This window comes from Mycobacterium sp. NGS57 (assembly GCF_059812405.1).
Genome location: NZ_JCALCP010000004.1, coordinates 311,181 through 336,770 on the forward strand (window position 1 = coordinate 311,181; position 25,590 = coordinate 336,770).

Genomic DNA, 25,590 nt, shown 5'->3' on the forward strand with positions numbered 1-25,590 from the left:
GATCCGGTTTCACCGCCGGCCTCGTGCCTAGACTCTGAAGGCATGAACCTCGCCAAAGGCATCGTGTCGCTCGCGACGGCTCCCGCGCGCGCCGGGCTGGCCGCCGCCGACGCGAGCCTGAACGTCGCGGCCACGGCGGTCGGGGTGGCCAAGCGCGCGCTGGGCGACGCCGCCGGCGAGTCGCGGACCAACGCGATGGCGGCCATGTTCGGCATCGACGACGCGATCAGCCGCGCCAACCGGCTGGCCCGGCTGCTCGACGACGACGCACCGCTGGGCCGCGCCGTGGCGCAGGACGGGCCGTTGGACCGGCTGCTGCGCCCGGGCGGGGTGGTCGACATGCTGACCTCGGAGGGCGGCCTGCTCGACCGGCTGACCGCCGAGGGCGGTGGGTTGCAGCGGGCGCTGCAGCCCGGCGGGCTGGCCGATCAGCTGCTGGCCGAAGAGGGGCTGATCGACCGGGTGCTGGCCGAGGACGGGCTGGCCGAGCGGCTGCTCGCCGAGGGCGGGCTGATCGACAAGCTCACCGCCAAGCACGGCCCGCTGGACCAGCTCGCCGACGTCGCCGACACCCTGGCCCGGCTGACGCCCGGGATGGAGGCGCTGGAGCCGGCCATCTCAACGCTGCAGGACGCGGTCATCTCGCTGACCATGGTGGTCAACCCGTTGAGCAGCATCGCCGACCGCATCCCGCTGCCCGGCCGGCGACCCTCGCGGCGCCCGTCGTCGCGGTCGGTGCGCTCGACGCGCATCATCGAGACCGACGAGTGAGCCGTTAGGCCGCTTAGGCCTGTTGGCATACGTTGGTGCAGAACATCTTTGGGTGGAGCCGCGTGAGAGACTCGAACTCTCGACATCCGCTTTACAAGAGCGACGCTCTACCAACTGAGCTAACGCGGCCGGGCCGATGGCGATTCTACGGCTTGACGCCGTGCGAACGCGGGCGGTCTCGTCTTTGGGGTGAAGCCGCCAAACGGTGCTCAATTCCGTGGCGTCCAGTGTGAGCTGACGGCTTCGAGTGTGAATCTGTGGCTTTGGTGGTGAGCGTAGGGCGGCGTCCAGGCAAGATCTCTGCCCAGGCTTCACACTCGAAGCCGAGAATTCACACGCGATGGCCCGACGTCGACTAGCGCGTTAGTCCGTCAACTGTATGGGCCGACCGCCTCAACGGCGGTAGGTGGCTTTTGGTCCCAAGTGCCGGCGCACTTCGTGGGCAATCTCGTTCACCCGTTCGGCTGCATCTAGGAGCTGTCCCAACGGGTTTGGGCCGTCTTCGCCGTTGTCGGCCAGTAACCGCAGGATCTGTTCGCGGGCCACGGTCGACACTGGCAGTTCGCGGTGATCGGCGATCGCTTCCAGTGCGGCCAACTCATCCGGGTTGAGTCGCACCTGCAGCACTTTGCTGCGGGCACGCCCGGGCCGGCTGACCTTGACCTGAGGCGGCAACGGCCGCATCGCCTGATCGGCTTCGCCAGCCTCGGCTTCGTCGCCCAATTGCGCCAGGCGCTCGTCAAGATTGCTCATCTGGCCCTCCTTGTTGGGAGTAACGGCGGTCCCGGCTGTTCGACTACCATGCACTCGCGCCATAGACGATTCCGTTCTCTTCGTAGGTGATGACGGTCAGGATCGCTTGCGCGGTCAGTGAATAACCGACGGTGCGAACCGATACGCCGCTCTTTGTGTTGTAGTCGGGTTCGAACACCACGGCGTCGGGATCGGAGAGGGCTTCGTTGGCCTCGGCGGGGCTGAGCTGATGCTTGGCCGAGACGTGTTCGCCGCGCCTGCTCCAATCGGCCACCACACAGAAATGGTATTACGGCTGTAATACAACTGCCATCCTGTGGCGAGACTCGTCACTGATCCGCGCGGGTCACACTCCCGGCCAGCTCGCGGGCGGGTCGGCCCAACCGAGATATTCGGCACCGGGGGCCGGGTTCCAGGACTTAAGGATCTGCACGGTGCTACCGCCACCCAGTCCCGATGCGCCCCGTTGTGAGCTCTGGTCCACCCCACCGGAGACGAAAGTGCCGTCGCCCCTGGCGATCACGACATGCCCCTCGTGCCCTCCGCTGTCCACGTCCCATTGGCTTTGCGAGAACACCAGCGCGCCCTTGGGGAAGTTCATGTCCAGGTGGATTTGTCTGGTGGTCACGAGGTGATCGTGGAATGCCAGCGCCGAGGGATAACCGAGGCCGGGCTCACCGTAGGCGTTGGCCACGAACCTGCCGCACGCGAAAACGTAGTCGTTCGAGCCGACCTTGCTAGTGGCCCACTCGACCGCGCGGTCCTCCTTTGCGGTCGTGTCGGCGTTCACGGGGCCGGCGAATGTCAGGCCGAGGGCCAGGGCCACGGGACCCAGCCAGGCTAGCCGATGGTTCATCCGTCAGAGCCTTCCGCTACATCCCGAACGGGATCCCCCGAAAAATAGCACCAGGCGTCGCGGAGATTGAGCTCAATGCGAATTCTTGCCTAAAAACCAATCCGTCCTGTGGACTGTGAAACACGCCATGGCGTCAATCAATACCTGGGTCGTTGATCGGGATCGCTATCGGGGCCGTCGGGCCGGCTGCACCAGATGCCCACGGCCGCTGGCTAATTGCGGCGATCGAAGCCCTGCCCGCCCGCATGCGGATGCTGCGGCGCCACCGGCAGCGCGGCCGTGTTCAAGCACCGGCACGCCTGGCCGTCCTGACCTGAGAGCGCACTACCGCCCGGGGGCTAAACCCGCTCAGGCGCGCTCCAAACAAGCGCAGGGGCGCCCGATTTGGCAGGAAACCCCAAGGTCCGGCGACCACGCAGACGCCTAGCATTGACAGTGGTTGGTCCAAGCACTTGCCGAGCCCGAAATGCGGAAGTTTGCAGCGATTTCAGTTGCCGTTGGGGCGTTGATACTCAGCGGGGGTGTCACTCACGCCGACACGCAGCAGACGACGCCGGCGCCACCGCCGGGTGCACCGAAATGCCTGACGTTCGACGGCCAGCCGCCGCACCTGAACTACCTGCCGTGCGGATGGACGACGGACGGCACGCGGTGGACTCCGCCGCCTCCCCCGCCGGACCCGTGACACCACATCACTGGTGGCCCGGAATGGCCGGCAGGCCGTCTCGGATTCTTTCCAGGTCGCCTTGGATGCGTTGCAGATCGCCTTGGGCGGCCTGCAGATCGGAAAGGGTGTTCTGGAACCCCGGCTGCGTCTCGGCCGGGCTGGTGGGCATGTATTGGGGGCAATACGAGACGACGGCGCCCGCCGTGAAACTGGCGCTTTGGTCGGCGTCCCACACCGTCGAGCGCTGCACGAAGCGGACCGCCTCGGCAAAGTTCGGTTGGTGGGTCAAAAATTCGCAGACCGCATGGCCATGCGTCGTCACGTAGTCCTGGCTGGGAACCGGAATGCCGTCGTGTCTCAGCGTGTCGACCAACGCCCGGTCGACGATGTCCACCGGCGGCGTGTGGGCCTGCGGCGTGGCGGGGATGGGCCGCGCGCTCGTCGGCTGCGGTGGCGCGGCGGCCGAGTCGGCGGGCCGTGCTTTGTCGCCCCCAAACATCACCGCCACCACGGCGGCCGCGGCGACGGCGAGCAGCGATAGCGGCAACACCGCGAGCGGGCCAAAGCGGAGCAGCCTACTTTTGCGTCGCCGGGGCGTGATGCGGGAGGTCGCCTCCGCGGTCGCCCGCTCAGGTGCGGTCACTCGGGGGAGGTCGCCCAGGCGCTCGTCGAGCAACTCGTCGACCTGTTGGGACGACGGCTGGCCGCCTTGTTCGCGGATCGCCTGGCGGCGAAGGGCGATGAGCCGCAATTCCGAGTCGATCGTCTCGCGATCGCGCATGTCAGCCAGTCTGATGGTGGCGCGCCGTTGTCACAAGTCCAGGCTGCCGGCCACGCGGATCAGCAGGTCGTCGAGGCGTCGCGCCACGTTCCAGCCCAGGTAGACGGCGAAATGAACGACGAGTTCCTCGAGCTCGTCGCGGGTCATGTCCCCGAGGGTGAGGGCGGCCCGCAGGTGCTCGGATACCTCCTCGTCGATCGTGGTCGCCGCCGCGCTGCAGAGGCTGATGACGCGGCGGTCGCGGCGGGTGAGGTACCGCTGTCGGCTCCAGACCTCCCCGTAGAGGTAATCCATACGGGAGCGGCCCTGGAACGCGGTCGAGGCGGGCGGCGGTGGGGCGCCATGGATGTGCTGGTACGCGGTGGCGCCGCGCTCCCGGCGCGCGCCGGCTTCGGTGGGTTCGGCCCAGAGCTCAAAGTCGTGTGGCGCCAACGGCTCACCGGTTTCCTCGGCGATCTTGAACATGGCCGTCATCCCGTACATCTGCAGGACCGAGGCCTTGGGCCAGCCTGCCTGCGTCGCGAAGTGCAGGACGAACTCGTCGAACTCGGGGTAGGTGATGTCCGCGCTCTTCAGGGCCGCGTAAACGTGGGTCTCGATGGGCACGATCGCCCCGGCCTCGCCGACACAGGTCAGCGTGATCCAGCGCCGATCTCGCGGGGTCAGGACACCCCGCCGCCACATCTCGCCGAAGACGTACCCGATCACCCCGGACTCGATGTAGGCGCCGCTGGGGTCCGGGCTCGCGGAGCGCATGATGCGCTCGTACTCCGCGCGCGCGACCGCCAGCCGTTGCTCGCGAGTTGTCCACTCGGCCATCAGAACCGCATGATCCAGCCGCCGTCGACCGAGATCGTCTGGCCGTTGATCCAATCCCCCGCCGGCGAGCACAGCAGCAACATCGTGCCGATCAGGTCGGCGGGCGGGCCCGACGTCTTGCCGGGAATCTGGGCGCCCAGCATGTCGCGGACCGGCGAGTCCTTGGGCAGGCTCACGTACGCGCTTTCGTTGTCGACCAGGCCGGGGGCGATCCCGTTGACGTTGATGCCCCGCGACCCGAGTTCGGTGGCGAGGTTGCAGGTCAAGCCGTGCAGCGCGTACTTCGACACGCCGTAGATCCCGCCCGGCATGAACGCACCGGCGGATAAACCGTTGATGATGCGCCCGCCGCCGCGCCCCGTCATCGACTCGACGACCGCCTGGGTGCACACCAGCGGGCCGCGCAGGTTCACGTTGAGGACCCGGTCCCAGTCCGGGATCGGCATGTTCGACAGCCCATACGGCGGGAGGTCGGTCATGATCGCGGCGTTGTTGATCAGGATGTCGATCCCGCCGAACGCCGCGATGGTCGCCGACGCCATCGCGGCGGCCGATTCGGCGGAGGTCACGTCGAGATGCACCGCGATGGCGTCAAACCCCTTGGCCTTCAGCTCATCTGAAGTGCGTTGCGCCGCCTGCAGGTTGATGTCGGCGATCACGACCGACGCGCCGACGCCGCACAGCGCGTCGGCGTACACCTCGCCGATGCCGCCGGCGCCGCCGGTCACCACGGCGACCTTGCCGGTGAGGTCGAAGAGCTCCGTCACGTCCATTCGAGCATTAGGCACACACTTGACCTTTGAAGTCAAGTGCCTTAGAAATAAGTAGCCTTTCTTAGCGCGAGAGTCCGGAGGACCCCGATGAGCGTCGACCTGACCGTTCCCGCGGTGCACCTGCACATCGGCGGCGAGGCTCGCGCGAGCGGTTCGGGCGGCGTCTATCAGCACGTGTATCCGGTGACCGGCGAGACCCAGGGCCCGGTTCCGCTGGCCGGCCCGGACGACGTCGACGCCGCCGTGCACGCGGCCGACGCCGCCTACGCGGAGTGGCGCGCCTGGCGGCCGGCGGAGCGCGCGCGCGTCCTGCGCCGGCTCGGGGAGCTGATGGAACGCGACACCACCGAAATCGCCCGATTGTCGGTACTGGACAACGGGATGACGGCCGGCATCAGCCAATCCCTGGTCGGCATCATGGCGAGTTGGACGTCGTACTACGCCGGTTGGGCCGACAAAATCGAAGGCCGCGTCACGTCGTTCCCGGCCAACCAACGCGAGCTGGCCTACTCGCTGCCCGAGCCGTACGGCGTCGTCGGGGTCATCCTCACCTGGAACGGGCCCGTCGTCTCGGTCGGCATGAAACTGATCCCGGCGCTCGCGGCCGGCAACACGGTCGTCATGAAGCCCTCCGAGCTGACGCCGTACGCGACCGAGCATCTGATGGGTCTGGTCAAGGAGGCCGGCATTCCCGACGGGGTGGTCAACCTCGTGCTGGGCGGGCCGGAGACGGGCGACGCGCTGGTGCGCCATCCGCTGGTGCAGAAGGTCAGCTTCACCGGTGGACCGGCGACGGCACGCAAAATCCTTGCCGCGTGCGCGGAATCCCTCAAACCCGCCGTGCTCGAGCTCGGCGGCAAGTCCGCCAACGTCCTGTTCCCGGACGCCGACCTGGACACTGCCGTCGCGGTCAATACCTTCAGCGTCCTGGGCACCCTCGCCGGGCAAGGCTGCGCCATCCCGTCGCGCATGGTCGTGCACGACGACATCTACGACGACGTCGTCGCGCGCGTTCTGGCGATGGTCGCCGGGATGCGATGCGGCGACCCCTTCGACCCGACCACCGTCATCAGCCCCGTCGTGACGCGCGAGGCCCAGGAGCGCATCCTGGCCATGATCGCGCGGGCACAAGACGACGGGGCGAAACTTTTGGCCGGGGGCCACGCCCCGGCTCACCTGCCGAACGGGTTCTTCGTGGAACCGACCGTGCTCGGCGATGTGAACCCGGCGTCCGAGCTGGGCCAGATCGAGGTCTTCGGCCCGGTGCTGTCGCTGATGCGGTTCGAGACCGAAGAACAGGCGATCGCAATCGCGAACTCGACCGCCTATGGGCTCGCCTCCTACGTGTACACGAAGGACGCCGGCCGGGTGACCAGGATGGTGACCGCGCTCAAAGCGGGTGGGGTGTACGTCAACGGGGCCAGCCCTGTCGTCGGCTGCGAGCTCGCGTTCGGCGGCATCGGCATCTCCGGGTTCGGGCGCGAAGGCGGTGAGGAGGGCCTGTTCGAGTTCCTCCGGACCAAGGCGGTCGGTATCGGATGACCAAGGGCCTCAATCTCAATGGCGCGATCGCCGTGCTGACCGGCGCGGGCAGCGGCATCGGCCGCGCGACCGCGGCGGAGTTCGCCCAACGCGGCGCGTCCGTCGTCGTGAGCGACCTGTCGGAAGACCGGGCCAGCGAGGTCGTCGAGCAGATCACCGCGCTCGGGCACCCGGCGATCGGGCGGTCCGCCGACGTGACGGTCGAGGCGGACCTGCGGCGGCTGCGCGACGCCGCGCTCGAGCGGTTCGGCCGCATCGACGTGGTGATGAACAACGTCGGCGTCATCGCGATCGGCGCCCCCGAAACCCTGCCCGACGAGGCATGGACCCGCACGATCGACGTCAACCTGATGAGCGTCGCGCGCAGCAACCGGGTGTTCCTGCCCGGGTTGATCGCCCAGGGCAGCGGCCACGTGATCAACACCGCGTCGGCCTCGGGGCTGCTGGCCTACGGGTTCGATCGGCTTCCGTACGTCGCAACCAAACACGCTATCGTCGGCCTGTCCGAGGCGCTGGCGACCTATCTCGGCCCGAAAGGCGTTGGGGTGAGCTGCCTTTGCCCGTCCGGGGTGATCACCAACATCCTCGAGGGGATCACCGTCTACGGCGACGCGGCCGCCACGCCCCGGGCGCCGGCGCACCAGATCGTGTCTGCCGAAGACGTCGGTCGGCTGACCGCGGACGCGGTCGAGGCGGGCCGGTTCCTCGTCGTTACCGCCCCCGAGGTGCGCGACGCACTTGTCCAGCGCGCCAACGACATCGAAGCGTATCTGCGGGCGCGCATCGAGGAGCAAGCGTGAACATCCCGGCCGCGCCCGCGCCGGCCACGGCGTTGCAGCTGCTGCTGACGGCCGAGCGCCTGTTCGCCGAGCATGGGTTCGCCGGCGTCTCGTTGCGCCAGATCGCGACGGAGGCGGGCTCGTCGAACAACTCCGCGATCCGGTACCACTTCGGCTCGAAAGACGATCTGCTGCGGGCGATCTTCGCCTACCGCCTCGACGACTTGATGCAGCGTCGCGCCCTGCTGCGGGCCCGGGCGAATCCCGATGACCTGCGGGCTCAGCTCGAGGCGCACATCCTGCCGCTGATCGAGTTGGCGGAATCGCCTGACAGCTCCTATGTTTCGTTCATCGAGCAACTGCAGCGCGCCGGTGCGGCCGACGTCTTCCTGCGTCAGTCGAACGCCGTGCAGTCTCAGGAAGAGTTCACTTTTCGGATGCAGGGGCTGCTGCCGCACATCCCGGAGCCGGCGCGATCCATGCGGATCCGGCAGGCCCAAGACCTTGCCGTGCACCTGGCTGCCGAGCGCGAGCGCGCGATCCGGCGCAACGATCCCGTCACCCCGTTCGCGTTGTTCGTCAGCGCCGCGGTCGACGGCCTTGCCGGCTTTCTCGAGGCACCCGCCTCCACGGAGACCGAGCAGCTGATCTTACGCGCGACGCCGGCCGGCTGAGTTCGCTGCTACGTCCCGATGAGGCCGGCGCCGGCGTCCATCAGATCGCGAGTGACGTTGTAGGGGAAGGTGAATGCCGCCGCGCCGACGTCGCTGATGCCGCCGCGGACCGCGTTGGCGATCGTCGCCGGATCGCCGGTGAACAGCGACGACCCGACGTCGAAGGCCGCGAACTGCGGCGCCGTCATGAGGTTGCGCATGTCGACGAAGAGCTTGGTCGGCAGTGTCGGCGGCCCGACGGGGACCCCGTCCCAACTGGTCATCGTCCAGCCGTCGATGGGGTTGCCCTGGACCTGGACGATCGCGGTGTTGGGCAGCGAGTGGGTGAGGACGAGCAAGGGGTTGGGGTTGTCGACGTTCATCAGTGTCCCGGTCTCGATGGCAAACGCGCTGGAGAACGCGGCCTCGGTGATCTTGCCGCTCGCACCGATGACGGGGTTGGCCATGGCGTTGGTGTACATCGTTTGCAGCGCGCCGGTGAAGCCCTGGTCGAATACCGCCCCGTTGAAGTCGACGGACCCCAGGCCCAGGTTCGGCATCAGGGGGAAGCCAAGCGTCCACGTCAGGGGGCCGACGAGATAGGCGATCCCCGCGGGGATTTGGGGCATGCCCTCGAAAATCCCGGCGCTGATCTCGTTCAGCCCGGGCAAAACCTGCGGGGTCATCGCGGGAACCTGCAGACCGACCAATGGCGCGGCGGTCTCCTGCGCCCGGATCAGCTGCGATTCGAAGATCCCGGCGAACGGGCCCTGCTGGTTCAGCAGCGCGCCGATGGCGTTCGCCTGGCTCAGCCCCAGTTGAGTCAGATGCGGCCCGGGCACCGCGGTGTCGATCAGGTTTGCCGCGTTGCCGTATGACTGGGCGTGCCGCACGAAGTCGATCTGGATGATCGGCTCGCTGGGGCCACCGGGGCCGCCGGTGCCGATGAACAGCCCGGCACGACCGGCCGCCCCGTCGGCGCCGCCGGGCCCGCCGAGGCCACCGTTGCCGAGGAAGAACGCGTGACCGCCGGTGCCGCCCGGTCCCCCGACACCGCCGCCGCCGCCCATCCCGCCGTTGCCCATCAGCCAGCCGCCGACGCCGCCCACGCCGCCCATGCCGCCGGCGAAGCCGGTGCCGCCCGCGCCGCCGTTGCCGATGAACCCCGCGGCCCCGCCGGCACCGCCGAGCGCGTTCACGCCCCCGGTCGGGGAATAGCCGGACCCGCCGTCGCCGAAGAACAGGCCGCCCGGGCCACCGGTGGGGGATGCCGCCGTTCCGGCGACGCCGTTGCCGATCAGGGCGCGCCCGAGCAGCAACTCCGTGGGCGTGTTGACGATCGGGTCGAGCGCCTGGCCGAGCGGGCTGGCGATCCATGCCTGGCCGGTGCCGTGGATCGGCCCGTAGACGAACGTCTGGAAACCATTGGAAGCGGCTGAACCGAGGCTGGTGACGATGTTCGCCTCGGCACCCGCGTACGTCGTCGCCGCGGCCGTCAGGGCGCTCACGAACTGCTCGTGGTACGCCGCAGCCTGCGCCGCCGCCGCCTGATACTCCCGGGCATGCGAGCCGAACAGCGCCGCGATGGCCGCCGACACCTCGTCGGCGGCGGCGGCGGCCAGTCCCGTCGTGGGAATGGCCGCGGCCAGATTGCCGGCGCTCACCGCCGAACCGATCTGCGCCGCATCCATCGCAGCGGATTCGAGCATCTCCGGCACAACGAGCATGAACGCCATCGCCCCACCCTCCAGATTGCGTATACGTACTGGACATCATGGATCTCGGCGCCGGAAAAGGAGGCGAATTTACGCATACAGAAATATTGAAAATGACGAAATGCGCGCTATTGGTTTTCCGCCGCGGGCCAACCCGGATACGGCGGCAGCGTGGGGAAGTCGGAGCGGGGATGCACGCCGTTGAGCAGAAACAGCCGGCGCTCCACCGGGTCGGGTGCCGTGTCCACGCATGACCGGGCGTCGGCCGGTTGCGACGGCCACTCGGCCGGGTCGAGGTTGGCCATCGTGGGATCGGCGGTGAGGTAACCGTCGACCCGCCAGCTGCCGAAGACGTCGTCGACGGGAGCGGGGGCGGGGCCTTTCTGGGGCGGCAGCGGCACCGAGGGGCCGTGCTCGGGCGCCGTCATCCGGATCCACCGCAACGCCAGCCCCGCCGCGGGACCGGTTGCGGGCAAAGCGCTTTTGGAGCCATACGTTGCGTTGCCGAGGTCGAGCGCATCGCCGTACCCCCACCCGCACACGACGGCGGTCACCTGTCGACCCACCGTGTCGACGCGCAGGATGTGCAAGCGGCCGGTGCCGACGACGCGATCACGCAGCGGGTGCCCGGTGTTGGGTTGACGATCGCGGGTGCTGTCCGGTTGGCCCTCCGGCGCGTCGGGCGGGACCGCGCGGGTGAACCCGGGATACGCGTAGCCGATATCGCCGCCGGTTTCGGCCAAAATGACCGACTCGAGGTAGGCGCGAACCACCACCGCCGCTCCGGTGAGCAGATCGATTCCCGGTTCGGCGCTCCACACCAGCCGCTCCTCGGCCAGGTTTCCCGTCCACCGAAGCGTGAGCGGCGGCGGCGGGGCGGGGTGCTCGGCGGCCGGCGAACCGCAGCCCGCGAAAGCCGCGCACAACGCCACGGCCACCAGGGGGCGAATCAAGCCTTGCCGCAATGCATTCACGAGCCAGTCGAACCTATTCCTAGGGGTCGGGTATCTGCGTCACGGCGTCGTACTGATGTTGCATGTGGGGAATCACGGTGCCATCGCCCAAAATTCCCTGCACCGTGTTTTTCAGCCTCTCGTTGAACTTGTAGTCGTTGAGGGGCGCCATCCCCGCCAACTGTCGGCAGTTGCGGACGTATTCATCGTAGGTCGCGACGTGCAGCGGGCTGCGCGGATCGCCGGGGACGTCGGGCGCGAAGAACTCGGGCGGCAATCCCGTCGGGACCCGGTTGGCCACCAGCCCGTCGAGCACTTGTGAATATGCGGTGCTGTCCGGCATGTGCGGGATGACGACGTCGTGCAGGGGTGCCGATGAGGGCGGCGCGCCAATGATGTCTTGCTCCAAGGCATTTGCGCCCATGGTCAGTGCCGGGGAGCCGATCTTGCCGATCATGTTGTAGGGCGGCGGCAGCGACTTGCCGGCCAGCCCCAACGCGGTGCTGCCCCCCTTCACGACCGAGTTGTACGCGGACTCCTTCCGGGAGTAGGCCTCGCCGGCCTGTTGCGCGCCGTTGAGCCCTTCGGCGTGCACGGCGTTGTTGACCCCGACGTCGACCAATCCCTTCAGCGTCGCCGCCTGCTGCAGGTCGGCGTCGTTGGCGACGGCGCCGGGCAGGTGGTGCGCGACGGCGTCGGCATAGCGGTTCTGGTCCGCCATGATCTGCTGCATGGCCGCACCGTTGAAGATGTTCGAGGCGTCCTTGTCCGTGCTGAGCACCGAGAAGATGCCCTTGGCGATGGGCAGTTTGGATTCCACGTCGGTGTTGGTGTCCGGCGTGTGGAAATACGGCGACAACTCGTTGGTGCCGCCGGCGACGTTGGAGACGTAGGGCGACAGGCCGGTGGCGAACGCCTGGGTCAGCTTCGGATCGACCTGGCCGAGGGTGTGGTGGCCCGGGAGGTCCAGCAATTCGTGGGAGTGCGAGCCGAGATAGGCCCCGTACGTCTGGGCGGTCTGCCCGGCGATCCGGGCCTCCGGCCCGGCCGCGTCCTTGGTCCAGCTGAACAACGACCCGGCTGCGTCGCCACCGTCGGACCAGGCGTGGTGGGTGATGTTTCTCAGGAAATCCTGGCTCGACTCATCGCACACGCCCTGCTGGTTGACGAACCAGTTGACGGCCTGGTGGTCGCGGCCGGTCGCCCAGAACACCGACTCGACCGTCGGGTCGAAGGTGTTGCGCGACCAGTCCTGCGTCATGATCATCGCCCCCTTGTGCAGCAGGCTCTGGTCGATCCCGGTGTTGCGCTGCAGCACGGGGTTGCCGTCCCGGACGATGTCGGCGATCGTCCTGGTCTGGTCGGCATACATCCAGCCCGGCTGCTTGGCGTCCAGCGCCTGCTGCACGCTGTCAGGCAGTTGCGCGACGCTTCCTCGCACGGTCTCGGAGCCCTGCTTGGCGCCCACCTTCAACGGCGTCTTGGGGAAGACCAGGTTCGGGTTGCTCATCAGCTGCCACGAATCGCCCATCATGCGCTTGTCGTCGCCCAGGCGCTGCTCGGCGGTCTTGAGCGCATCGATGGACATGCCGTGCTCTTGGGCCTGCAGCTGGCTCACCACCGACGCCTGCTCGGGCGTGAGGGGGACCTTCCCGGCGAGCTGGTCGGGGGTGATCGAGCCCAGCACCCCGTTGACCCTGGACGCGGCGGCCTTGTCGCCGCCGAGGGCAGCGCGGACGTCGCGTTCGGCCGAGTCCGGCGTCTCGGCCTCGTGGCCGTCGAGGCCCCCGACGCGGGCCGGGTCGTACCCGTCGGTGGCCAGGTTCGACTGGCCCTTCCGCAGGGTCTGGGTGTAGCCGTTGCGGACCGAATGCAAATGGTCCAGCGCGCGTTTGGTGACCAGCACCGCGTCCTCTTCGCACAAATCGATGAACGCCTCGAGCGCCTCGCGGTCGGCGGCGGTGAGCGTGGCATCGGCTTTCATCCGGACGGCCTGGTCGATCATGTCGTCGAGCTCGTGCAACGACGAGTCCAGGCCCGCGATTGTGGCCCTACCGTCCTTTTGCGCCTCGGCCAGGGCCGCGGCGACCTCTTCGAGATGGGCGCCGATTTTCGGAAGCTGCTCGGACTGGGCGCCCAGCACCTGCGCAACGCGCTGCACCTCGGCGGCGTCGTTGATCGGATTCTCGCCGTTTTCGTGAGTCCAGGCGACCTCGAAGCGGCGGCGGGCCTGGTCGAAGGTCGCGTCGGCTTCGGCGGTGGAGCGGCACGCTCCGTGAAAGGCCGTAGCTAACGCGGAGATCTGTGCCGGGCGGCCAACCTGCAGGCTCTGATTGATCGCCCACGGATCACCGCCGGCCGCGGCGATCAGCGCGGGAACGTTTATGTATTTGAACGACATAACGCGTGCGCCGGCGGTCCCCCGGCAGCGCCCCCCTCCTGAACTCGTGCTCAGACTACTGGCCCGGGCGCACCGGTCAATTCGGCCGGAGAATCGCGAAATTGGATTTCGTTTATCGCCGACGAATTAAACGACGGCTACTGCGAGCCTTTCTTGCGCGAAAGAAAGGCCCGCATGTGTTGTTGTGGCTCGCCGGTCAGAAATGCCTGAGCGAACTTTTCAATGCTGTCCTCGATCGCACCGTGCACTGACATATCGAACCAGGCGTTGAGGAGGCACTTTTGTTGGCGGACGGCGTGCGGACCGAATCCGCCGAGCTTGGTTGCGAGCGCGGCGATGCGGGTGTCGAGTTGGTCGGCGGCGACGACCTCGTGCACCAGGCCCCAGGCGGCGGCGGTCTCGGCGTCGATCGTCTCGCCGGTCAGCAGCAGCCACGCCGAATGCGAGGCCCCGATCAGCGCCGGCAGCAACGCCGAATGGATCACCGACGGGATGCCGACCGCCACCTCCGGCATGCCGAATTTGGCCGCCGGCTCGGCGATCCGCAGATCGCAGGACGCCGCGACCTCGAGGCCGCCGCCGAGGCAATAGCCGGCCAGCCGCGCGATTACCGGGACGGGGCAGTCGCGGATCGCCTCGCACAGCCCCGCGAGCCGGCGGATGAACACTTCGGCGCTGGAGCGGTCGAGCGCGACCATCTCGTTGATGTCGGCCCCGCCGATGAACGCCTTGTCGCCGGCCCCGCGCAACACGACGACCCGCACGTCGTCGTCGTTCCCGACGCGGCCGAACGTTTCTGTCAGTTCCTCGATCGCGCCGGTGCCGACGATGTTGAGCGACTTGGAGTTGACCAACTCGATGGTGACCACGCCGCCGTCGCGACCGAGCCGGACGAACCGTCCGTCAGGACAGGACATGCAAGCCCCACCGGCCGAGGAGCGGGTTCACCAGAGCGAAGTAGGTGGTGTAGTCGTCGCCGTCCGGGGACGACATCAACAGGCCGACCGCGCTGACGGTGCCGTCCGGGTTCTTCACGAAACCGGGACTGCCGCTGTCGCCGTTGAGGCTGAACACGCTGGCTTCGACGACGTCGCCCGTCACGTCCTTGACGGTGCCGCAGGTCTCACCGGTGACCGCGCCGACCTTGCAGAACGGCATGCCGGCCTGAATCTGATTCGCGCTCAACACATCCCGGACCAGATACCGTCCGCCGATGTGCCCGATCGGTGCGCCGACGCCCGGGTCGAGAAGGATGACCGCGGCGTCCCTGGCGTCGCCGTCGTGCTCGCTCTGGGCGATCCGGCCGAGCGGGATGTCGTCCCCGTAGGTCCATACCGAACCGTCGTGCGCGTCGCAGTGCCCACTGGTCATCAGGTAGTAGCTGCCGTCGTCGCCCTGGGCCGCGAAACCCGATGTGCACGAGCTATTGTCAGCCTCGACCTTGACACCCGGCGTCACGCCGGGATCGGCCCGCACGGGGGACGCCAGCACCGCCGCGGCCACGGCCACCACTGCGCCGATCCCCCACCCTCGCAACCACCGCATGGTCACGCCGCCTCTCCGGTTGGCCTTCGCCCAGCGACGGCGGAACGGCGCGTCATTCGGAGTCCACGTGCCGGGCAAGGAATTTCAGGACGGCCTCGGCGAAGACGTCGTTGCGGTCGCCGGCGACCATGTGCCCCGCCCCGTGCACGTCGGCGAACTCGACCTGCGGGAAGCGCGCCAGAAATTCGTCGGCGCGCTCCTGGCTGACCAGGTCGCTGACCTGACCGCGGATCAGCAGCATGGGTACGCCGTTTCGCAGGATCGCCTCGACGGCCGCGTGCATGCGGTCGGGGTCGGTGACCTCGAACGGGGGAAACGCCGCCGTGCCGCTGATGAACTGGGGATCCCAGTGCCAGTACCACCGATCGCCGCGACGGCGCAGGTTGGTGGTCAGGCCCTCGAGATCGGTGGGCCGGGGCCGGTGGGGGTTGTATTCGGCGATCGCGTCCGCGACCTCCTCGAGCGAGCCGAACCCGGACTCCACCCGTTCGGACATGAACGCGTGAATCCGGTTCGCCCCGGACTGCTCCATGTTGGGGACGATGTCGACCAGGACGACCGCGCTGGCCGTGCCGGGTGCGAGCTCTCCCTCCAGCAGCATCGAGGTGAAGCCGCCCAGCGATGCGCCCACCAGCACCGGCTCCGGCGGCAGGGTGCGCAACACCTCCTGGACGTCGGCGGCGAAGCTGACGACGCGGTAGTCGCCGTCGTCCGACCAGTCGGATTCTCCGTGGCCGCGAAGGTCGATGGTGACGGCCTGCCAGCCGCGCTTCGCGACGGCGCGGGCCGCTTTAGCCCACGAGCGGCGGGTCTGCCCACCACCGTGCAGGAACACCACGGCGCGCGCCCGCGAATTGCCCAGGCGGTCGGCGACGATGCGCACGCCGCCGGGCCCCTCGGTCGAAAACGTTTCGGGTGCCGCGGGCGCTCTGGTCACCAGGAGATAGTAAGACCCTCTCGGAATCTCCCCGCGTTTTTCTCACTCGGCGGAATGCTTGCCGCCTCCCAGGAGCTTGGTGATCCGGCGGACCAGCCTGCCGAGCGGGTTGCCCGCGCGTTGGGAGTCCTTGATTCGGCCGAGGGTCTGCTCCCCCTTGGCCGCGTAATCGCCGACCGTTTCGTCGCCTTCTTCAGCGCGCATGCTCTGCCTCCATCCGCTTCGGGGTCACTGCCGTGGCTGGCGCTCGGGCGGGTCGGCCGGCGCGAGCCGCTCCGGCGGGTCGTCCGGCGTGAGCCGCTCGGGTGGTTCGGCCGGCGTCAGCCGCTCGGGCGTCTCGCCCGGGGTGCCGGGCTCCGGCGCCACTGTGTCCGTCATGATCAGCCCTCCAATCGGCTCCGGGTTGCGTACCCGCCGGGCGCGCGGATCAAAACGGTCCTGGGATGCATCCGGTGCCAACGAGGCACGCATCGAGGAAGGTCCCCTCGGTGGTTGGGTTGACTGCCGCGGTGCTGATCGCCGGAGCAGTTTTCGTTACGTCCGGCAGAGCTGCGTCGCGTACGTCACCGGCGGGGTGTTCAGCTGAGCCGACACCGTGAGGGCCGGCTTTACCGCCACTTCGGCGAGGCCGAACCTGGTCAGCTCCAGGCTGATCTCGACGGCGTCGGGAGCGGTCTTGGCGGCGTGAGTTGCCTTGTCGGCCCGGATATCTGGGGAATCGGGCTTGTCCGCTCGATGGATCGCGAGCTCGTCGGTGCCCTGCTGTGTGTTCAGGATCGCAAACGTCGTGCCGTTGTTGGCGACGGCGTAGTTGACGGCATAGCCTGGCGCGGGCGGGAAGGGCTGGGCGAATCGGATCACCAACTGCAGCATGCTGCCCCGGGGATGGCTGACGCCGACGGACGCGACCGTCAACGAGGGTGGGGGTGCCGGGCCGGGCTGCGCCTGGCAAACCAGCCGCGCCGGCAGGTGTGACCAGTCGTCGTGCGCCGGCCGCATCCAGACGTAGAACCCGGCGACGACCGCGGCCAGCAGCAGCGCGGTCGGAAGCACCAACCGCGGACCCGCTGGAAGGCGCTGGAAGCGCTGCCGGAGCCGCCGCGCGACGCCGGTGCGAGGCGACGAGCGGTCTCGGCCCGGTGACAAGTTGGGGTCGATCTCGTCGGCCATGTGCCCCTCCCGCGACCGTCTTGAGACGCCCGGGCGATCGAGCCCGGCGTCGGTACCCAAAACCGCTGGTCGCGCCCAGATCGCCGCCCGGAAACCGCTGCAGTCACCCCTGGTGACCCTGGTTACATCAGGCTGCTCCGTTAGAGCGATCACAGCAAGCTCACGCATACTTGACGGCATGCTGCAAGCGACATCACCGCAACCCGCTATTGCGGTGATCGGTGGTGCGCTGGTAAGTGGACGAGGTTTTTGATGTCACGCTCTGGCGGTGCGCATCGCCGCCATCGCGCGCCTCGGCGACCGTCGCGGCTGCGCAAGGGGCTGACGCGCGGCGCGATGGCGCTGGTGTCGGTGGGGGCGCTGCTGATGACCGCGGCGGGATATTACGTCGCCCACGGCGCGTTCGGCGGCATCACCATTTCGGAGGCGCTGTCGCCGGAGGATCCGCGCTCCAGTGGCGACAACATGAACATCTTGCTGATCGGGCTGGACTCGCGCAAAGACCAGGACGGCAACGACCTGCCCTGGTCGATCCTGAAGCATTTGCACGCCGGCGATTCCGACGACGGTGGCTACAACACCAACACGCTGATCCTGGTGCACGTCGGCGCCGACAACAAGGTCGTCGCATTTTCGATACCCCGCGACGACTGGGTGCCGTTCAACGGCGTTCCCGGCTACAACCACATCAAGATCAAGGAGGCGTACGGGCTCACCAAGCAGTACGTCGCGAACAAGCTGGCGAATCAAGGTGCCAGCAGCCAGAAGGAACTCGAGACCAAGGGTCGCGAGGCGGGCCGGGCGGCGACCTTGCGCGCGGTGCGCAGCCTGACCGGCGTCCCCATCGACTATTTCGCCGAGGTGAATCTGGCCGGTTTCTACGATCTGGCCCAAAGCCTGGGCGGCGTGGAGGTGTGCCTCAACCATCCCGTCTACGACTCGTATTCCGGCGCCGACTTCCCGGCCGGGCGACAGAGACTGGATGCCTCCCAAGCGCTTTCGTTCGTGCGTCAGCGTCACGGGCTGGAAAACGGGGACCTGGACCGCACCCACCGCCAGCAGGCGTTCATCTCCTCGGTCATGCACGAACTGCAGGCCTCGGGCACCTTCACCAACATCGACAAGCTCAAAAGCCTGATGGCGGTGGCGCGCAAGGATGTCGTGCTGTCGTCGGGCTGGGACGAAGACCTGATCCAGCGTTTGGGCGCGCTTTTCTCTAGCGGCAACGTCGAATTCCGGACGCTGCCGGTGGTGCGCTACGACAACATCGACGGCCAGGACGTCAACATCATCGACCCGGCGGCGATCAAGGCCGAGGTGGCCGCGGCGATCGGCGCGCCGCCGCCGACGACCACGCCCGCCACCACCGCCGCCAAACCCAGCCCGTCCACCGTCGTCGACGTCATCAACGCGGGCAGCATGAGCGGCATGGCGTCCGAGGTGTCGCGCAGCCTGAAGAAGCACGGATACACGGCAGGCCAAGTGCGCGACCGTAATTCGGGCGAGCCGACCGCCACCACCATCTCCTACGGCGCGGGGGCGGACACCGACGCGCGCAACGTGGCCACCCTGCTCGGGATCGACGCGCCCAGGCAACCGGACAGCAGCATCCAGCCCGGGCACATCCGGGTGATCGTGGACACCAACTTCTCGATGCCGGCGGCGGACGAAACCACGGCCGACGATTCGACGACGACCACCACGACCGCCAGCAGGTCGAACACGTACTACTACAACGGCACCACAACCGCGTATCCGACGCCCGATCAAGGCAAACCGATCGACGGCGGCGGGGTGCCCTGCGTCAACTGATCCCGGGGCTAGGCGTGGGTGCCGCCGTCGATGCGGATTTCGGTGCCGGTGATCCAGGCCCCGTCGTCGGACACCAGCATGGCGATGACCCCGGCGATCGCAGTGGGCTCGGCCATCCCGGTTCCGCTGGATTCGACGGAGGTGGGCAGGATCGGCATCAGCCTGGGGAACAACGACCAGTCGGCGTCTTTCGGGATGTATCCGCCTGTGGCATCGGTGATTCCGGACTTGACGCTGCCGGGCGCCACGCACGCCGCACGCAGGCCGTCCTTGGCGTACTCGAGCGCCAACGAGTGCGTGAACGACTGAATGCCGCCCTTGCTGGCCGCGTAGGCCGCCATGTAGGGGTGGGCGAACGACGCCGAGGTGGAGCTGAAGTTCACGATCGCGCTGCGCGCGTTCGCCAGCAGCGCCGGAAGCGCCTCGCGCACCACCAGAAACGTTCCGGTCAGGTTGACGGCCACGATCCGGTTCCACAGTTCGAGGCTGGTCTCGTGGGTGTGCGCGGCGCGCAAAATGCCGGCCGCGTTGACCAGCGAGTCCAGTCCGTCGAGGGCCCCGACGGCCGCGGCCACGGCGTCGATCACGGAGTCCTCGTCGCCGACGTCCATCGGCAGGGTGATGAGGCACTCCGCCGTCCCCGCCTCCTCGGCCCGCGCCCGGGTGGCGGCCAGGCCGTCTTCGGCGATGTCGGAGGCCGCCACGGCGGCGCCCTCGTCGAGCAACCGCAGCGCGGTGGCCTGGCCGATCCCGGATGCGGCGCCCGTCACCAGGATCCGCTTGCCCTCGAGTCGCTGCGTTGCAGGGTTCATAAGAGGCAGAGTGTATGGCATGGACATCGGATTCATCGGCCTGGGAAACATGGGCCGGGGCATGGCGGCGAACCTGATCGACGCGGGTCACCGGGTCGCGGTGTACAACCGCTCCCCCGGCAAGGCCGGGGGCGTCGTCGAGCGGGGCGCGACCGCGGCGCGCACCGTGGCCGAGGCAAGCGATGCCGAGGTGGTGTTCACCATGCTGGCCGACGACGCGGCGGTCGAGGCCGTGACGTTCGGGGACGGCGGCTTGCTGGCCTCGCTACCGGCGGGCGCCACGCACGTGTCGTCGAGCACCATCAGCGTCGGGCTCTCGCAGCGCCTGGCGGCCGCGCACGGCGACGCCGGCCAGCGGTATGCCGCCGCGCCGGTGTTCGGCAGGCCCGAAGCGGCCGCTGCCGCAAAGCTTTTCGTCATCGCGGCGGGCGCCCCACAGGTCCTGGCGCCGCTGTCGCCGCTGTTCGACGCGATCGGGCAACGGACCTTCGTGGTGTCCGAGCAGCCGCACACCGCCAACCTGGTGAAGCTCAGCGGCAACTTCCTGCTCGCCTCGGCCATCGAAAGCGTCGGCGAGGCCGTCGCGCTGGTCGCGAAGGCCGGCGTCGACCGGCAACAGTACGTCGACATCCTCACCTCGACCCTGTTCACCGCGCCCGCGTACGCCACCTACGGCGGGCTGATCGCGCGCCGGGAGTTCGAGCCGGCCGGGTTCGCCGCCAGCCTTGGTCTCAAGGACGTCCGGCTGGTGCTCGCCGCCGCCGAGCAGCTCGAGGTGCCGCTGCCGGTGGCCAGCGTGCTACGCGACCGCCTGCTCACGCTGGTGGCCACCGGCGGCGGGCAGCTGGACTGGTCGGCGCTCGCCGCACTCGCCGACCGGGACGCCGGAGGCTAGCGGTGGCCCCCATTGTCATTGACCCGTCACGTATTTCACGGTGGGACCGGTGGTCCAGCCGCCGTCGACGGCCAGCTCGGCGCCGGTGACATAGGCGGCCTCGTCGGACAGCAGGAAGCCGACCGCGCCGGCGATCTCCTCGGGGACGCCGACGCGCCCCAGCGGCGTGTTGGGATAGTTGCCCTCGCCGGTCTGGATACCCACCTGCGCCGTCATGGGCGTGTAGACCATGCCCGGGTGCACCGAATTGACGCGGATGCGATCGGTTCCGAGCTCTACCGCCGCCACCTTCGACAGACCGCGCACGCCCCACTTGGAGGCCCCGTAGCTGCCGGTCAGCGCCAGCCCCATGAGACCGGCCGCCGACGAGATGTTGACGATCGAGCCGCCGCCCGCCGCGCGCATGGCCGGGATGACGGCCTGCATGCCGTTGAAGACTCCGACCAGATTCACCTCGAGGACAGTCCGGAATTGCCCGAGGGGTTCGTGCTCGACGAACGTTGCGCCCGCGGATATTCCGGCGTTGTTGACCAGGCCGGTCAGCGTCCCGAACTCGGCGAGACTGAATTGCACCGCCGACGCCCATTGCCCGGCGTCGGTGACGTCGAGGTGTTTGTACCTCGCGCAATCGCCGAGTTGGCCGCAAGCTGCGTACCTTCGTCGTCGAGCAGATCGGCGATGACAACCTTGCCGCCCCGGGCGACGACGAGGCGGGCCATCGCCGCCCCCAGCCCCCGGGACCCGCCGGTGACGATGGCGACCTTTCCCGCCAGCTGATCCGACTTCGCCGTCATGCCGACGACCTTCCTTCCGTGGGGATGCCAACGACCCCGCTGTTCCTGGTGAATCCCACCGGCCGGCGTTGCCGGTGTCGTGACAAGGACGCGCCCGGCGCTGGCGCCGCCGTCGAAAGTCGGCGCCGGTCACGTGCGCGAAAGGTCGACCAGGTTTTCGGTCATCTCGTGCCTTCCGACGAAAAGAACGCATCCATGACCGACAGTCGCACGAACCATAACCCCGTCCACTTCACTGATCGCGCAAATGTAGAGCGGATTCCGATCAGGTAGGCGGCGCTGTCCCGATCAATGAGACGTCGCGTCGCCGACGCCCGCGTGCGGCTCTAACGTGCCTCGGGAGACCGAATTTTTCGAGGAAGCGTTTCGCGTGCGGGTCGAGCCGGGCCATCTTGGCCGTTGTCCGCCCCCGTTAGCCAAACGCATTGCCGCAGAAGCTCTTTGCACGACGCTGCGCTCACGCAGCGCCAGTGTCCGTCGCGCGCGGTGATCCGCTGAGCGGGAGGACGGCTTTCACCGGTGCCGGTCGATCCGTAGCGTCACCGGCGGAAGGGCGTCGACCAGAAAGGCAACCGGCTTGAACGTCACGGCATCATCGACCGCGGCAAGCGCGCCGTCGACCGTAGACGTTGTCGTCGTCGGCGCCGGCTTTGCCGGGCTCTACGCGCTGCACCGGTTCCGCAGTGGCGGCCTGAGCGTGCGGGTGTTCGAGTCGGCTGACGACGTGGGCGGTGTCTGGTATTGGAATCGCTATCCGGGCGCACGTTGCGATGTCGAAAGCGTGGACTACTCCTACTCTTTCGACGACGCTTTGCAGCAGGAATGGGAATGGAGCGAGAAGTACGCGACCCAGCCCGAAATCCTGCGGTACCTGCGTCACGTCGCGGATCGTTTCGACCTGCGCCGCGACATCACGTTCGGCACCCGGGTGACCGATGTCGTGCTGGACGAGGACACCATGCGGTGGAAGGTCCGCACCGACGCGGGCGACCGGGTGTCGGCGCGGTTCGTCGTGCTCGGAGTGGGCCCGCTTTCCAATGCCAACATCCCGGCGATCGAGGGGCTGGACTCGTTCGGGGGCGCGATCTACCACACCGGTCGCTGGCCGCACGACGACGTCGACCTCACCGGCAAGCGGGTCGGCGTGATCGGCACCGGATCCTCCGGGATTCAGGCGATTCCCTGCATCGCGCAGCAGGCCGCGCAATTGCATGTTTTCCAGCGCACGGCGAATTACAGCGTGCCCGCGGGCAATGTCCCGCTCGAGGACGAGACCGTGCGTGAGCAGAAGGCGACCTATGCCGAACGGCGCCGGCTGTCGATGCGCAGCGGCGGCGGCTCACCACACACCCCGCACCCGAAGTCGGCGCTCGAGGTGGCCGACGACGAGCGGCGGGCGGCCTACGAGAAACGTTGGCGGCTGGGCGGTGTGCTGTTCTCCAAGACGTTTCCGGACCAGATGTCGACCATCGAAGCCAACGACACCGCGCGCCTGTTCTGGGAGGAGAAGGTTCGCGCGGTGATCGACGACCCGGCCGTCGCCGACCTGTTGATTCCCAAGGACCACCCGATCGGCACGAAACGGATATGCACCGACGACAGCTACTATCAGACCTTCAACCTCCCCCACGTGAACCTGGTCGACATCAGGGCCACCCCGATCCAGCGGATCGACGCCGGGGGCATCCACACCTCCGACGCGTACTTCGAGCTGGACGCGCTGGTGCTCGCCACCGGGTTCAACGCGATGACCGGATCTGTGCGGAACATGAACATCGTCGGCCGCGACGGGCGGAGGCTGAACGAGGCCTGGGCGGCGGGCCCGGTGACCTATCTCGGTCTGGGCGTCCCCGGCTTCCCGAACCTGTTCAACATCGCCGGCGCCGGCAGTCCTTCGGTGCTGGCGAACATGGTGTTGCACGCCGAGCTGCACGTGGATTGGATCGCCGACGCAATCGGCTATCTGGACGAGCACGGCGCCGTCGCGCTCGAGGCTCGTCCCGACGCGGCGGCCGACTGGGTCAAGGAATGTTCCGACCGGGCGGCGGAAACGCTTATGCCACGCGCGAACTCGTGGTACCTGGGCGCCAACATTCCCGGCAAACCCCGGGTGTTCATGCCGTTCGTCGGCGGCTTCGGGGTCTACGGTCAGATCATCGCCGACGTCGCGGCCGCCGGTTACAAGGGATTCGACGTCGTCGAACCCACCGCGGAATGAGCCGTCACGCGAACGCCCGCGCTACGTGTAGACACACGGCCTGAGAGACTCAGACCACCCCGCGCAGGCCGTCGGCGCCGAAGGCGGGTTCGAGCATCGCCGAGAAGTCCGGGCCGCGCCGCAGGATGTGGCCGCCGTCGACGTTGATGCACTGCCCGGTGATCCAGCCGGCCGCGTCGCTGAGCAAAAACATCGCCAGGTTGGCGACGTCCTCGACCTCGCCCGCCCGCGGCAGCGGCGTGCACTGGCGGTAGTCGGCGCTCAGCTCCGGCGATTCGGTAATCGGCACAACGAGATCCGTGCGGATCAGGCCCGGGCGGATGCTGTTGACGCGCACCCACGACGGGCCGAGCTCGTCGGCGGCCAGCTGCATCATGTGGTCGACGGCCGACTTGGTGACCCCGTAGGCGCCGAACCAGCGATGGGTGTTGCTGGCCGCGATCGACGAGATCCCGACGAACGAACCGCCGCCGCCGCGCACCATTTCCCGCGCCGCGTGCTTGAGCACGTACATGGTTCCGTTGACGTTGAGGTCGACGGTGCGCCGCCAGGCCTCCGAGTCGATCTGGGTGATCGGCCCGATCGTCTCCGACCCGCCGGCGCAATGCACCGCGCCGTGGAGCCGGCCGTGCCACGCCGTCGTCGCGTCCACCGCGCGGGCGGCCTCCTCCTCGTTGGTGATGTCGGCGGCCTCGTAGCGGACCGAGCCGGCCGCCTTGAGCACCTCGATGTCTTTGACGGCGGCGGCCAGCCGATCCGGATTGCGACCGACGATCATGACCGAGGCGCCGGCCGCGACCAGCCCGGCGGCGACCCCCTTGCCGATCCCGCTGCCGCCACCGGTGACCAGGTACGTCCGGTTTTCGAAAGAAAGCTGCACGCCGCGCCCCTTACGCCGAAACTGAAACGGGTTCTAGTGTAGGTGAGCCGTCACACCAGCCACACGGGCCTCTGGCGCGCCCGCTCGCGCTACGGGGTGTCGCGGCGGGCGAGCTTCGTCGGCTTGGGGTTGCGCCAGTCCTCGACGTCGGGCGGCAGCCCGACGGCGTACCGGTTTTCGTTGTGGGCCGCCCAGTGCGCGTGGCCCAGCTCGTGAATGTGGAACGCGTGCCGCAGCGCCTCGGTGAAGCCCATTGCGTCGGAGGCGGCGTTGACCGAGTCCTTGATCAGCATGGCCGCCATCGTGGGACGCTCGGCGATGCGCCGCGCGAACTCCAGAGTCTTGTCGGCCAGCTCGTCGGCCGGAAAGACCTTCGACACCATCCCCAGCCGGTAGGCCTCGTCGGCGTCCAGCGCATCACCGGTCAGCAGCAACTCCTTGGCCTTGCGCGGCCCGAATTCCCAAGGGTGGGCGTAGTATTCGACGCCCGGCATGCCCATCCTCACGCCGACCACGTCGGAAAACCTTGCGTTGTCGGCGGCGACGATCAGGTCGCACGCCCAGATCAGCATCAGCCCCGCCGAGATCGCGTTGCCCTGCACCTGGGCGATGGTGATCTTGCGCAGATCGCGCCAACGGCAGGTGTTCTGAAAGAAGTAGTGCCACTCCTGCAGGTAGATCTTCTCCGCGATCGGCTCGCGGGTGCCGCCGTTGATCTTGAAGCTCGGCAGCTGCGCCGGCCCGGGGGCGCGCTCGGCGAGCGCCAGCTCCGAGCCCAGGTCGTGGCCGGCCGAAAAGTTCTTGCCGCGCGCCGCCAGGATCACCACGCGAACGGCGTCGTCGGCCTCGGCGCGCAGGAACGCCTCGTCGAGCTGGACCAACAACCCACGGCTTTGCGCGTTGTGCGCCTCGGGCCGGTTGAGCCAGATCCGGGCAACGCGGCCCTCGTCGAGGGTTTCGTAGGTCACCAGCGCCTCGGCGCCGGTCGCCTCGGCGCCGGTGCCGGCTCGTTCGGAGAGTGTCATTCCGCCACCTTCTGTCAGATCCGCGTTGTTTACACATTA

General features: G+C 68.3%; 25 protein-coding genes, 1 tRNA gene and 1 pseudogene. 7 read left to right on the forward strand and 20 right to left on the reverse strand.

The annotated features are described in order from the left end of the window. The first annotated feature begins 42 nt into the window (after positions 1 to 42). Positions 43 to 771, forward strand: a complete 729-nt coding sequence (locus AC5Y43_RS10420; protein WP_499972065.1) for a hypothetical protein — start codon at positions 43 to 45, stop codon at positions 769 to 771. Positions 772 to 824: 53 nt separating this feature from the next. On the opposite strand, the gene AC5Y43_RS10425 is transcribed toward AC5Y43_RS10420, so the two are convergent. From AC5Y43_RS10425 to AC5Y43_RS10455, 7 genes are all read right to left on the reverse strand, one after another. Then, a tRNA-Thr gene (locus tag AC5Y43_RS10425) sits at positions 825 to 900 on the reverse strand. A gap of 264 nt (positions 901 to 1,164) precedes the next feature. Further along, positions 1,165 to 1,524 carry a hypothetical protein gene (locus tag AC5Y43_RS10430; protein ID WP_499972067.1) on the reverse strand — a complete coding sequence of 120 codons (360 nt, stop codon included), beginning with the start codon at positions 1,522 to 1,524 and terminating at the stop codon, positions 1,165 to 1,167. Positions 1,525 to 1,567: 43 nt separating this feature from the next. Beyond that, positions 1,568 to 1,801, reverse strand: coding sequence for a BrnT family toxin (locus tag AC5Y43_RS10435; RefSeq protein WP_499972068.1), 234 nt, complete (start codon positions 1,799 to 1,801; stop codon positions 1,568 to 1,570). Positions 1,802 to 1,870: 69 nt separating this feature from the next. Then, entirely contained in the window at positions 1,871 to 2,380 is a 510-nt protein-coding gene (locus tag AC5Y43_RS10440; protein ID WP_499972070.1) for a hypothetical protein, read from the reverse strand. 692 nt (positions 2,381 to 3,072) lie between these two features. Continuing rightward, positions 3,073 to 3,828 (reverse strand): DUF732 domain-containing protein, encoded by a 756-nt coding sequence (locus AC5Y43_RS10445; RefSeq protein WP_499972071.1) that lies wholly within the window; start codon positions 3,826 to 3,828, stop codon positions 3,073 to 3,075. A gap of 30 nt (positions 3,829 to 3,858) precedes the next feature. Continuing rightward, complete coding sequence (locus AC5Y43_RS10450; protein WP_499972072.1) at positions 3,859 to 4,647, reverse strand: carboxymuconolactone decarboxylase family protein; 789 nt, start codon at positions 4,645 to 4,647, stop codon at positions 3,859 to 3,861. Continuing rightward, positions 4,647 to 5,420, reverse strand: a complete 774-nt coding sequence (locus tag AC5Y43_RS10455; RefSeq protein WP_499972074.1) for an SDR family oxidoreductase — start codon at positions 5,418 to 5,420, stop codon at positions 4,647 to 4,649. The genes AC5Y43_RS10450 and AC5Y43_RS10455 overlap by 1 nt, the downstream gene beginning before the upstream one ends. 87 nt (positions 5,421 to 5,507) lie before the next feature. Between AC5Y43_RS10455 and AC5Y43_RS10460 the strand changes: the two genes are divergently transcribed. The 3 genes from AC5Y43_RS10460 to AC5Y43_RS10470 are packed head-to-tail and all read left to right on the forward strand — an operon-like array spanning position 5,508 to position 8,415. Continuing rightward, a complete protein-coding gene (locus AC5Y43_RS10460) occupies positions 5,508 to 6,962 on the forward strand; it encodes an aldehyde dehydrogenase family protein (protein ID WP_499972076.1) in 1,455 nt (484 codons plus the stop codon). Further along, positions 6,959 to 7,762, forward strand: a complete 804-nt coding sequence (locus AC5Y43_RS10465; protein ID WP_499972078.1) for an SDR family oxidoreductase — start codon at positions 6,959 to 6,961, stop codon at positions 7,760 to 7,762. The genes AC5Y43_RS10460 and AC5Y43_RS10465 overlap by 4 nt, the downstream gene beginning before the upstream one ends. Further along, positions 7,759 to 8,415 carry a TetR/AcrR family transcriptional regulator gene (locus AC5Y43_RS10470; RefSeq protein WP_499972080.1) on the forward strand — a complete coding sequence of 219 codons (657 nt, stop codon included), beginning with the start codon at positions 7,759 to 7,761 and terminating at the stop codon, positions 8,413 to 8,415. The genes AC5Y43_RS10465 and AC5Y43_RS10470 overlap by 4 nt, the downstream gene beginning before the upstream one ends. A gap of 8 nt (positions 8,416 to 8,423) precedes the next feature. Here AC5Y43_RS10470 and AC5Y43_RS10475 read toward each other — a convergent pair whose 3' ends face one another. From AC5Y43_RS10475 to AC5Y43_RS10515, 9 genes are all read right to left on the reverse strand, one after another. Continuing rightward, positions 8,424 to 10,130 (reverse strand): PE domain-containing protein, encoded by a 1,707-nt coding sequence (locus tag AC5Y43_RS10475; protein WP_499972082.1) that lies wholly within the window; start codon positions 10,128 to 10,130, stop codon positions 8,424 to 8,426. A 107-nt stretch (positions 10,131 to 10,237) separates the two neighbouring features. After that, the gene (locus AC5Y43_RS10480) at positions 10,238 to 11,062 is read right to left on the reverse strand and encodes a hypothetical protein (protein ID WP_499972083.1); all 825 of its coding nucleotides are present in this window, start codon (positions 11,060 to 11,062) and stop codon (positions 10,238 to 10,240) included. Positions 11,063 to 11,102: 40 nt separating this feature from the next. Then, the gene (locus AC5Y43_RS10485) at positions 11,103 to 13,463 is read right to left on the reverse strand and encodes a putative alpha/beta hydrolase (protein WP_499972085.1); all 2,361 of its coding nucleotides are present in this window, start codon (positions 13,461 to 13,463) and stop codon (positions 11,103 to 11,105) included. Positions 13,464 to 13,600: 137 nt separating this feature from the next. Beyond that, positions 13,601 to 14,380 carry an enoyl-CoA hydratase gene (locus tag AC5Y43_RS10490; RefSeq protein ID WP_499972086.1) on the reverse strand — a complete coding sequence of 260 codons (780 nt, stop codon included), beginning with the start codon at positions 14,378 to 14,380 and terminating at the stop codon, positions 13,601 to 13,603. Then, the gene (locus tag AC5Y43_RS10495; RefSeq protein WP_499972087.1) at positions 14,367 to 15,008 is read right to left on the reverse strand and encodes a S1 family peptidase; all 642 of its coding nucleotides are present in this window, start codon (positions 15,006 to 15,008) and stop codon (positions 14,367 to 14,369) included. The genes AC5Y43_RS10490 and AC5Y43_RS10495 overlap by 14 nt, the downstream gene beginning before the upstream one ends. 52 nt (positions 15,009 to 15,060) lie before the next feature. Next, positions 15,061 to 15,945: an alpha/beta fold hydrolase gene (locus tag AC5Y43_RS10500; protein WP_499972088.1), complete on the reverse strand. Its 885-nt coding sequence runs from the start codon at positions 15,943 to 15,945 to the stop codon at positions 15,061 to 15,063. A 42-nt stretch (positions 15,946 to 15,987) separates the two neighbouring features. Beyond that, on the reverse strand, positions 15,988 to 16,149 hold the full coding sequence (locus AC5Y43_RS10505) for a hypothetical protein (protein WP_499972090.1): 162 nt from the start codon (positions 16,147 to 16,149) through the stop codon (positions 15,988 to 15,990). Positions 16,150 to 16,173: 24 nt separating this feature from the next. Beyond that, positions 16,174 to 16,323: a hypothetical protein gene (locus tag AC5Y43_RS10510; protein WP_499972091.1), complete on the reverse strand. Its 150-nt coding sequence runs from the start codon at positions 16,321 to 16,323 to the stop codon at positions 16,174 to 16,176. Between the two features lie 156 nt (positions 16,324 to 16,479). Then, the gene (locus AC5Y43_RS10515; protein WP_499972092.1) at positions 16,480 to 17,115 is read right to left on the reverse strand and encodes a DUF2510 domain-containing protein; all 636 of its coding nucleotides are present in this window, start codon (positions 17,113 to 17,115) and stop codon (positions 16,480 to 16,482) included. 252 nt (positions 17,116 to 17,367) lie between these two features. Here AC5Y43_RS10515 and AC5Y43_RS10520 point away from each other — a divergent pair, with 252 nt between their 5' ends. Then, entirely contained in the window at positions 17,368 to 18,927 is a 1,560-nt protein-coding gene (locus AC5Y43_RS10520; protein WP_499972094.1) for an LCP family protein, read from the forward strand. 8 nt (positions 18,928 to 18,935) lie between these two features. Here AC5Y43_RS10520 and AC5Y43_RS10525 read toward each other — a convergent pair whose 3' ends face one another. Then, a complete protein-coding gene (locus tag AC5Y43_RS10525) occupies positions 18,936 to 19,739 on the reverse strand; it encodes an SDR family NAD(P)-dependent oxidoreductase (RefSeq protein WP_499972095.1) in 804 nt (267 codons plus the stop codon). 19 nt (positions 19,740 to 19,758) lie between these two features. On the opposite strand from AC5Y43_RS10525, the gene AC5Y43_RS10530 reads away from it, so the two are divergent. Then, positions 19,759 to 20,634, forward strand: coding sequence for an NAD(P)-dependent oxidoreductase (locus AC5Y43_RS10530; RefSeq protein WP_499972096.1), 876 nt, complete (start codon positions 19,759 to 19,761; stop codon positions 20,632 to 20,634). A gap of 15 nt (positions 20,635 to 20,649) precedes the next feature. Here the strand turns inward: AC5Y43_RS10530 and AC5Y43_RS10535 are convergent. After that, positions 20,650 to 21,428: pseudogene (locus AC5Y43_RS10535) on the reverse strand (glucose 1-dehydrogenase). A gap of 577 nt (positions 21,429 to 22,005) precedes the next feature. Between AC5Y43_RS10535 and AC5Y43_RS10540 the strand changes: the two are divergent. Further along, a complete protein-coding gene (locus AC5Y43_RS10540) occupies positions 22,006 to 23,646 on the forward strand; it encodes a flavin-containing monooxygenase (protein WP_499972097.1) in 1,641 nt (546 codons plus the stop codon). Positions 23,647 to 23,695: 49 nt separating this feature from the next. Here AC5Y43_RS10540 and AC5Y43_RS10545 read toward each other — a convergent pair whose 3' ends face one another. Both AC5Y43_RS10545 and AC5Y43_RS10550 read right to left on the reverse strand, forming a co-directional pair. Beyond that, positions 23,696 to 24,526 (reverse strand): SDR family oxidoreductase, encoded by an 831-nt coding sequence (locus AC5Y43_RS10545; protein ID WP_499972099.1) that lies wholly within the window; start codon positions 24,524 to 24,526, stop codon positions 23,696 to 23,698. Between the two features lie 89 nt (positions 24,527 to 24,615). Beyond that, positions 24,616 to 25,551 (reverse strand): enoyl-CoA hydratase, encoded by a 936-nt coding sequence (locus tag AC5Y43_RS10550; RefSeq protein ID WP_499972100.1) that lies wholly within the window; start codon positions 25,549 to 25,551, stop codon positions 24,616 to 24,618. Positions 25,552 to 25,590: the final 39 nt, after the last annotated feature.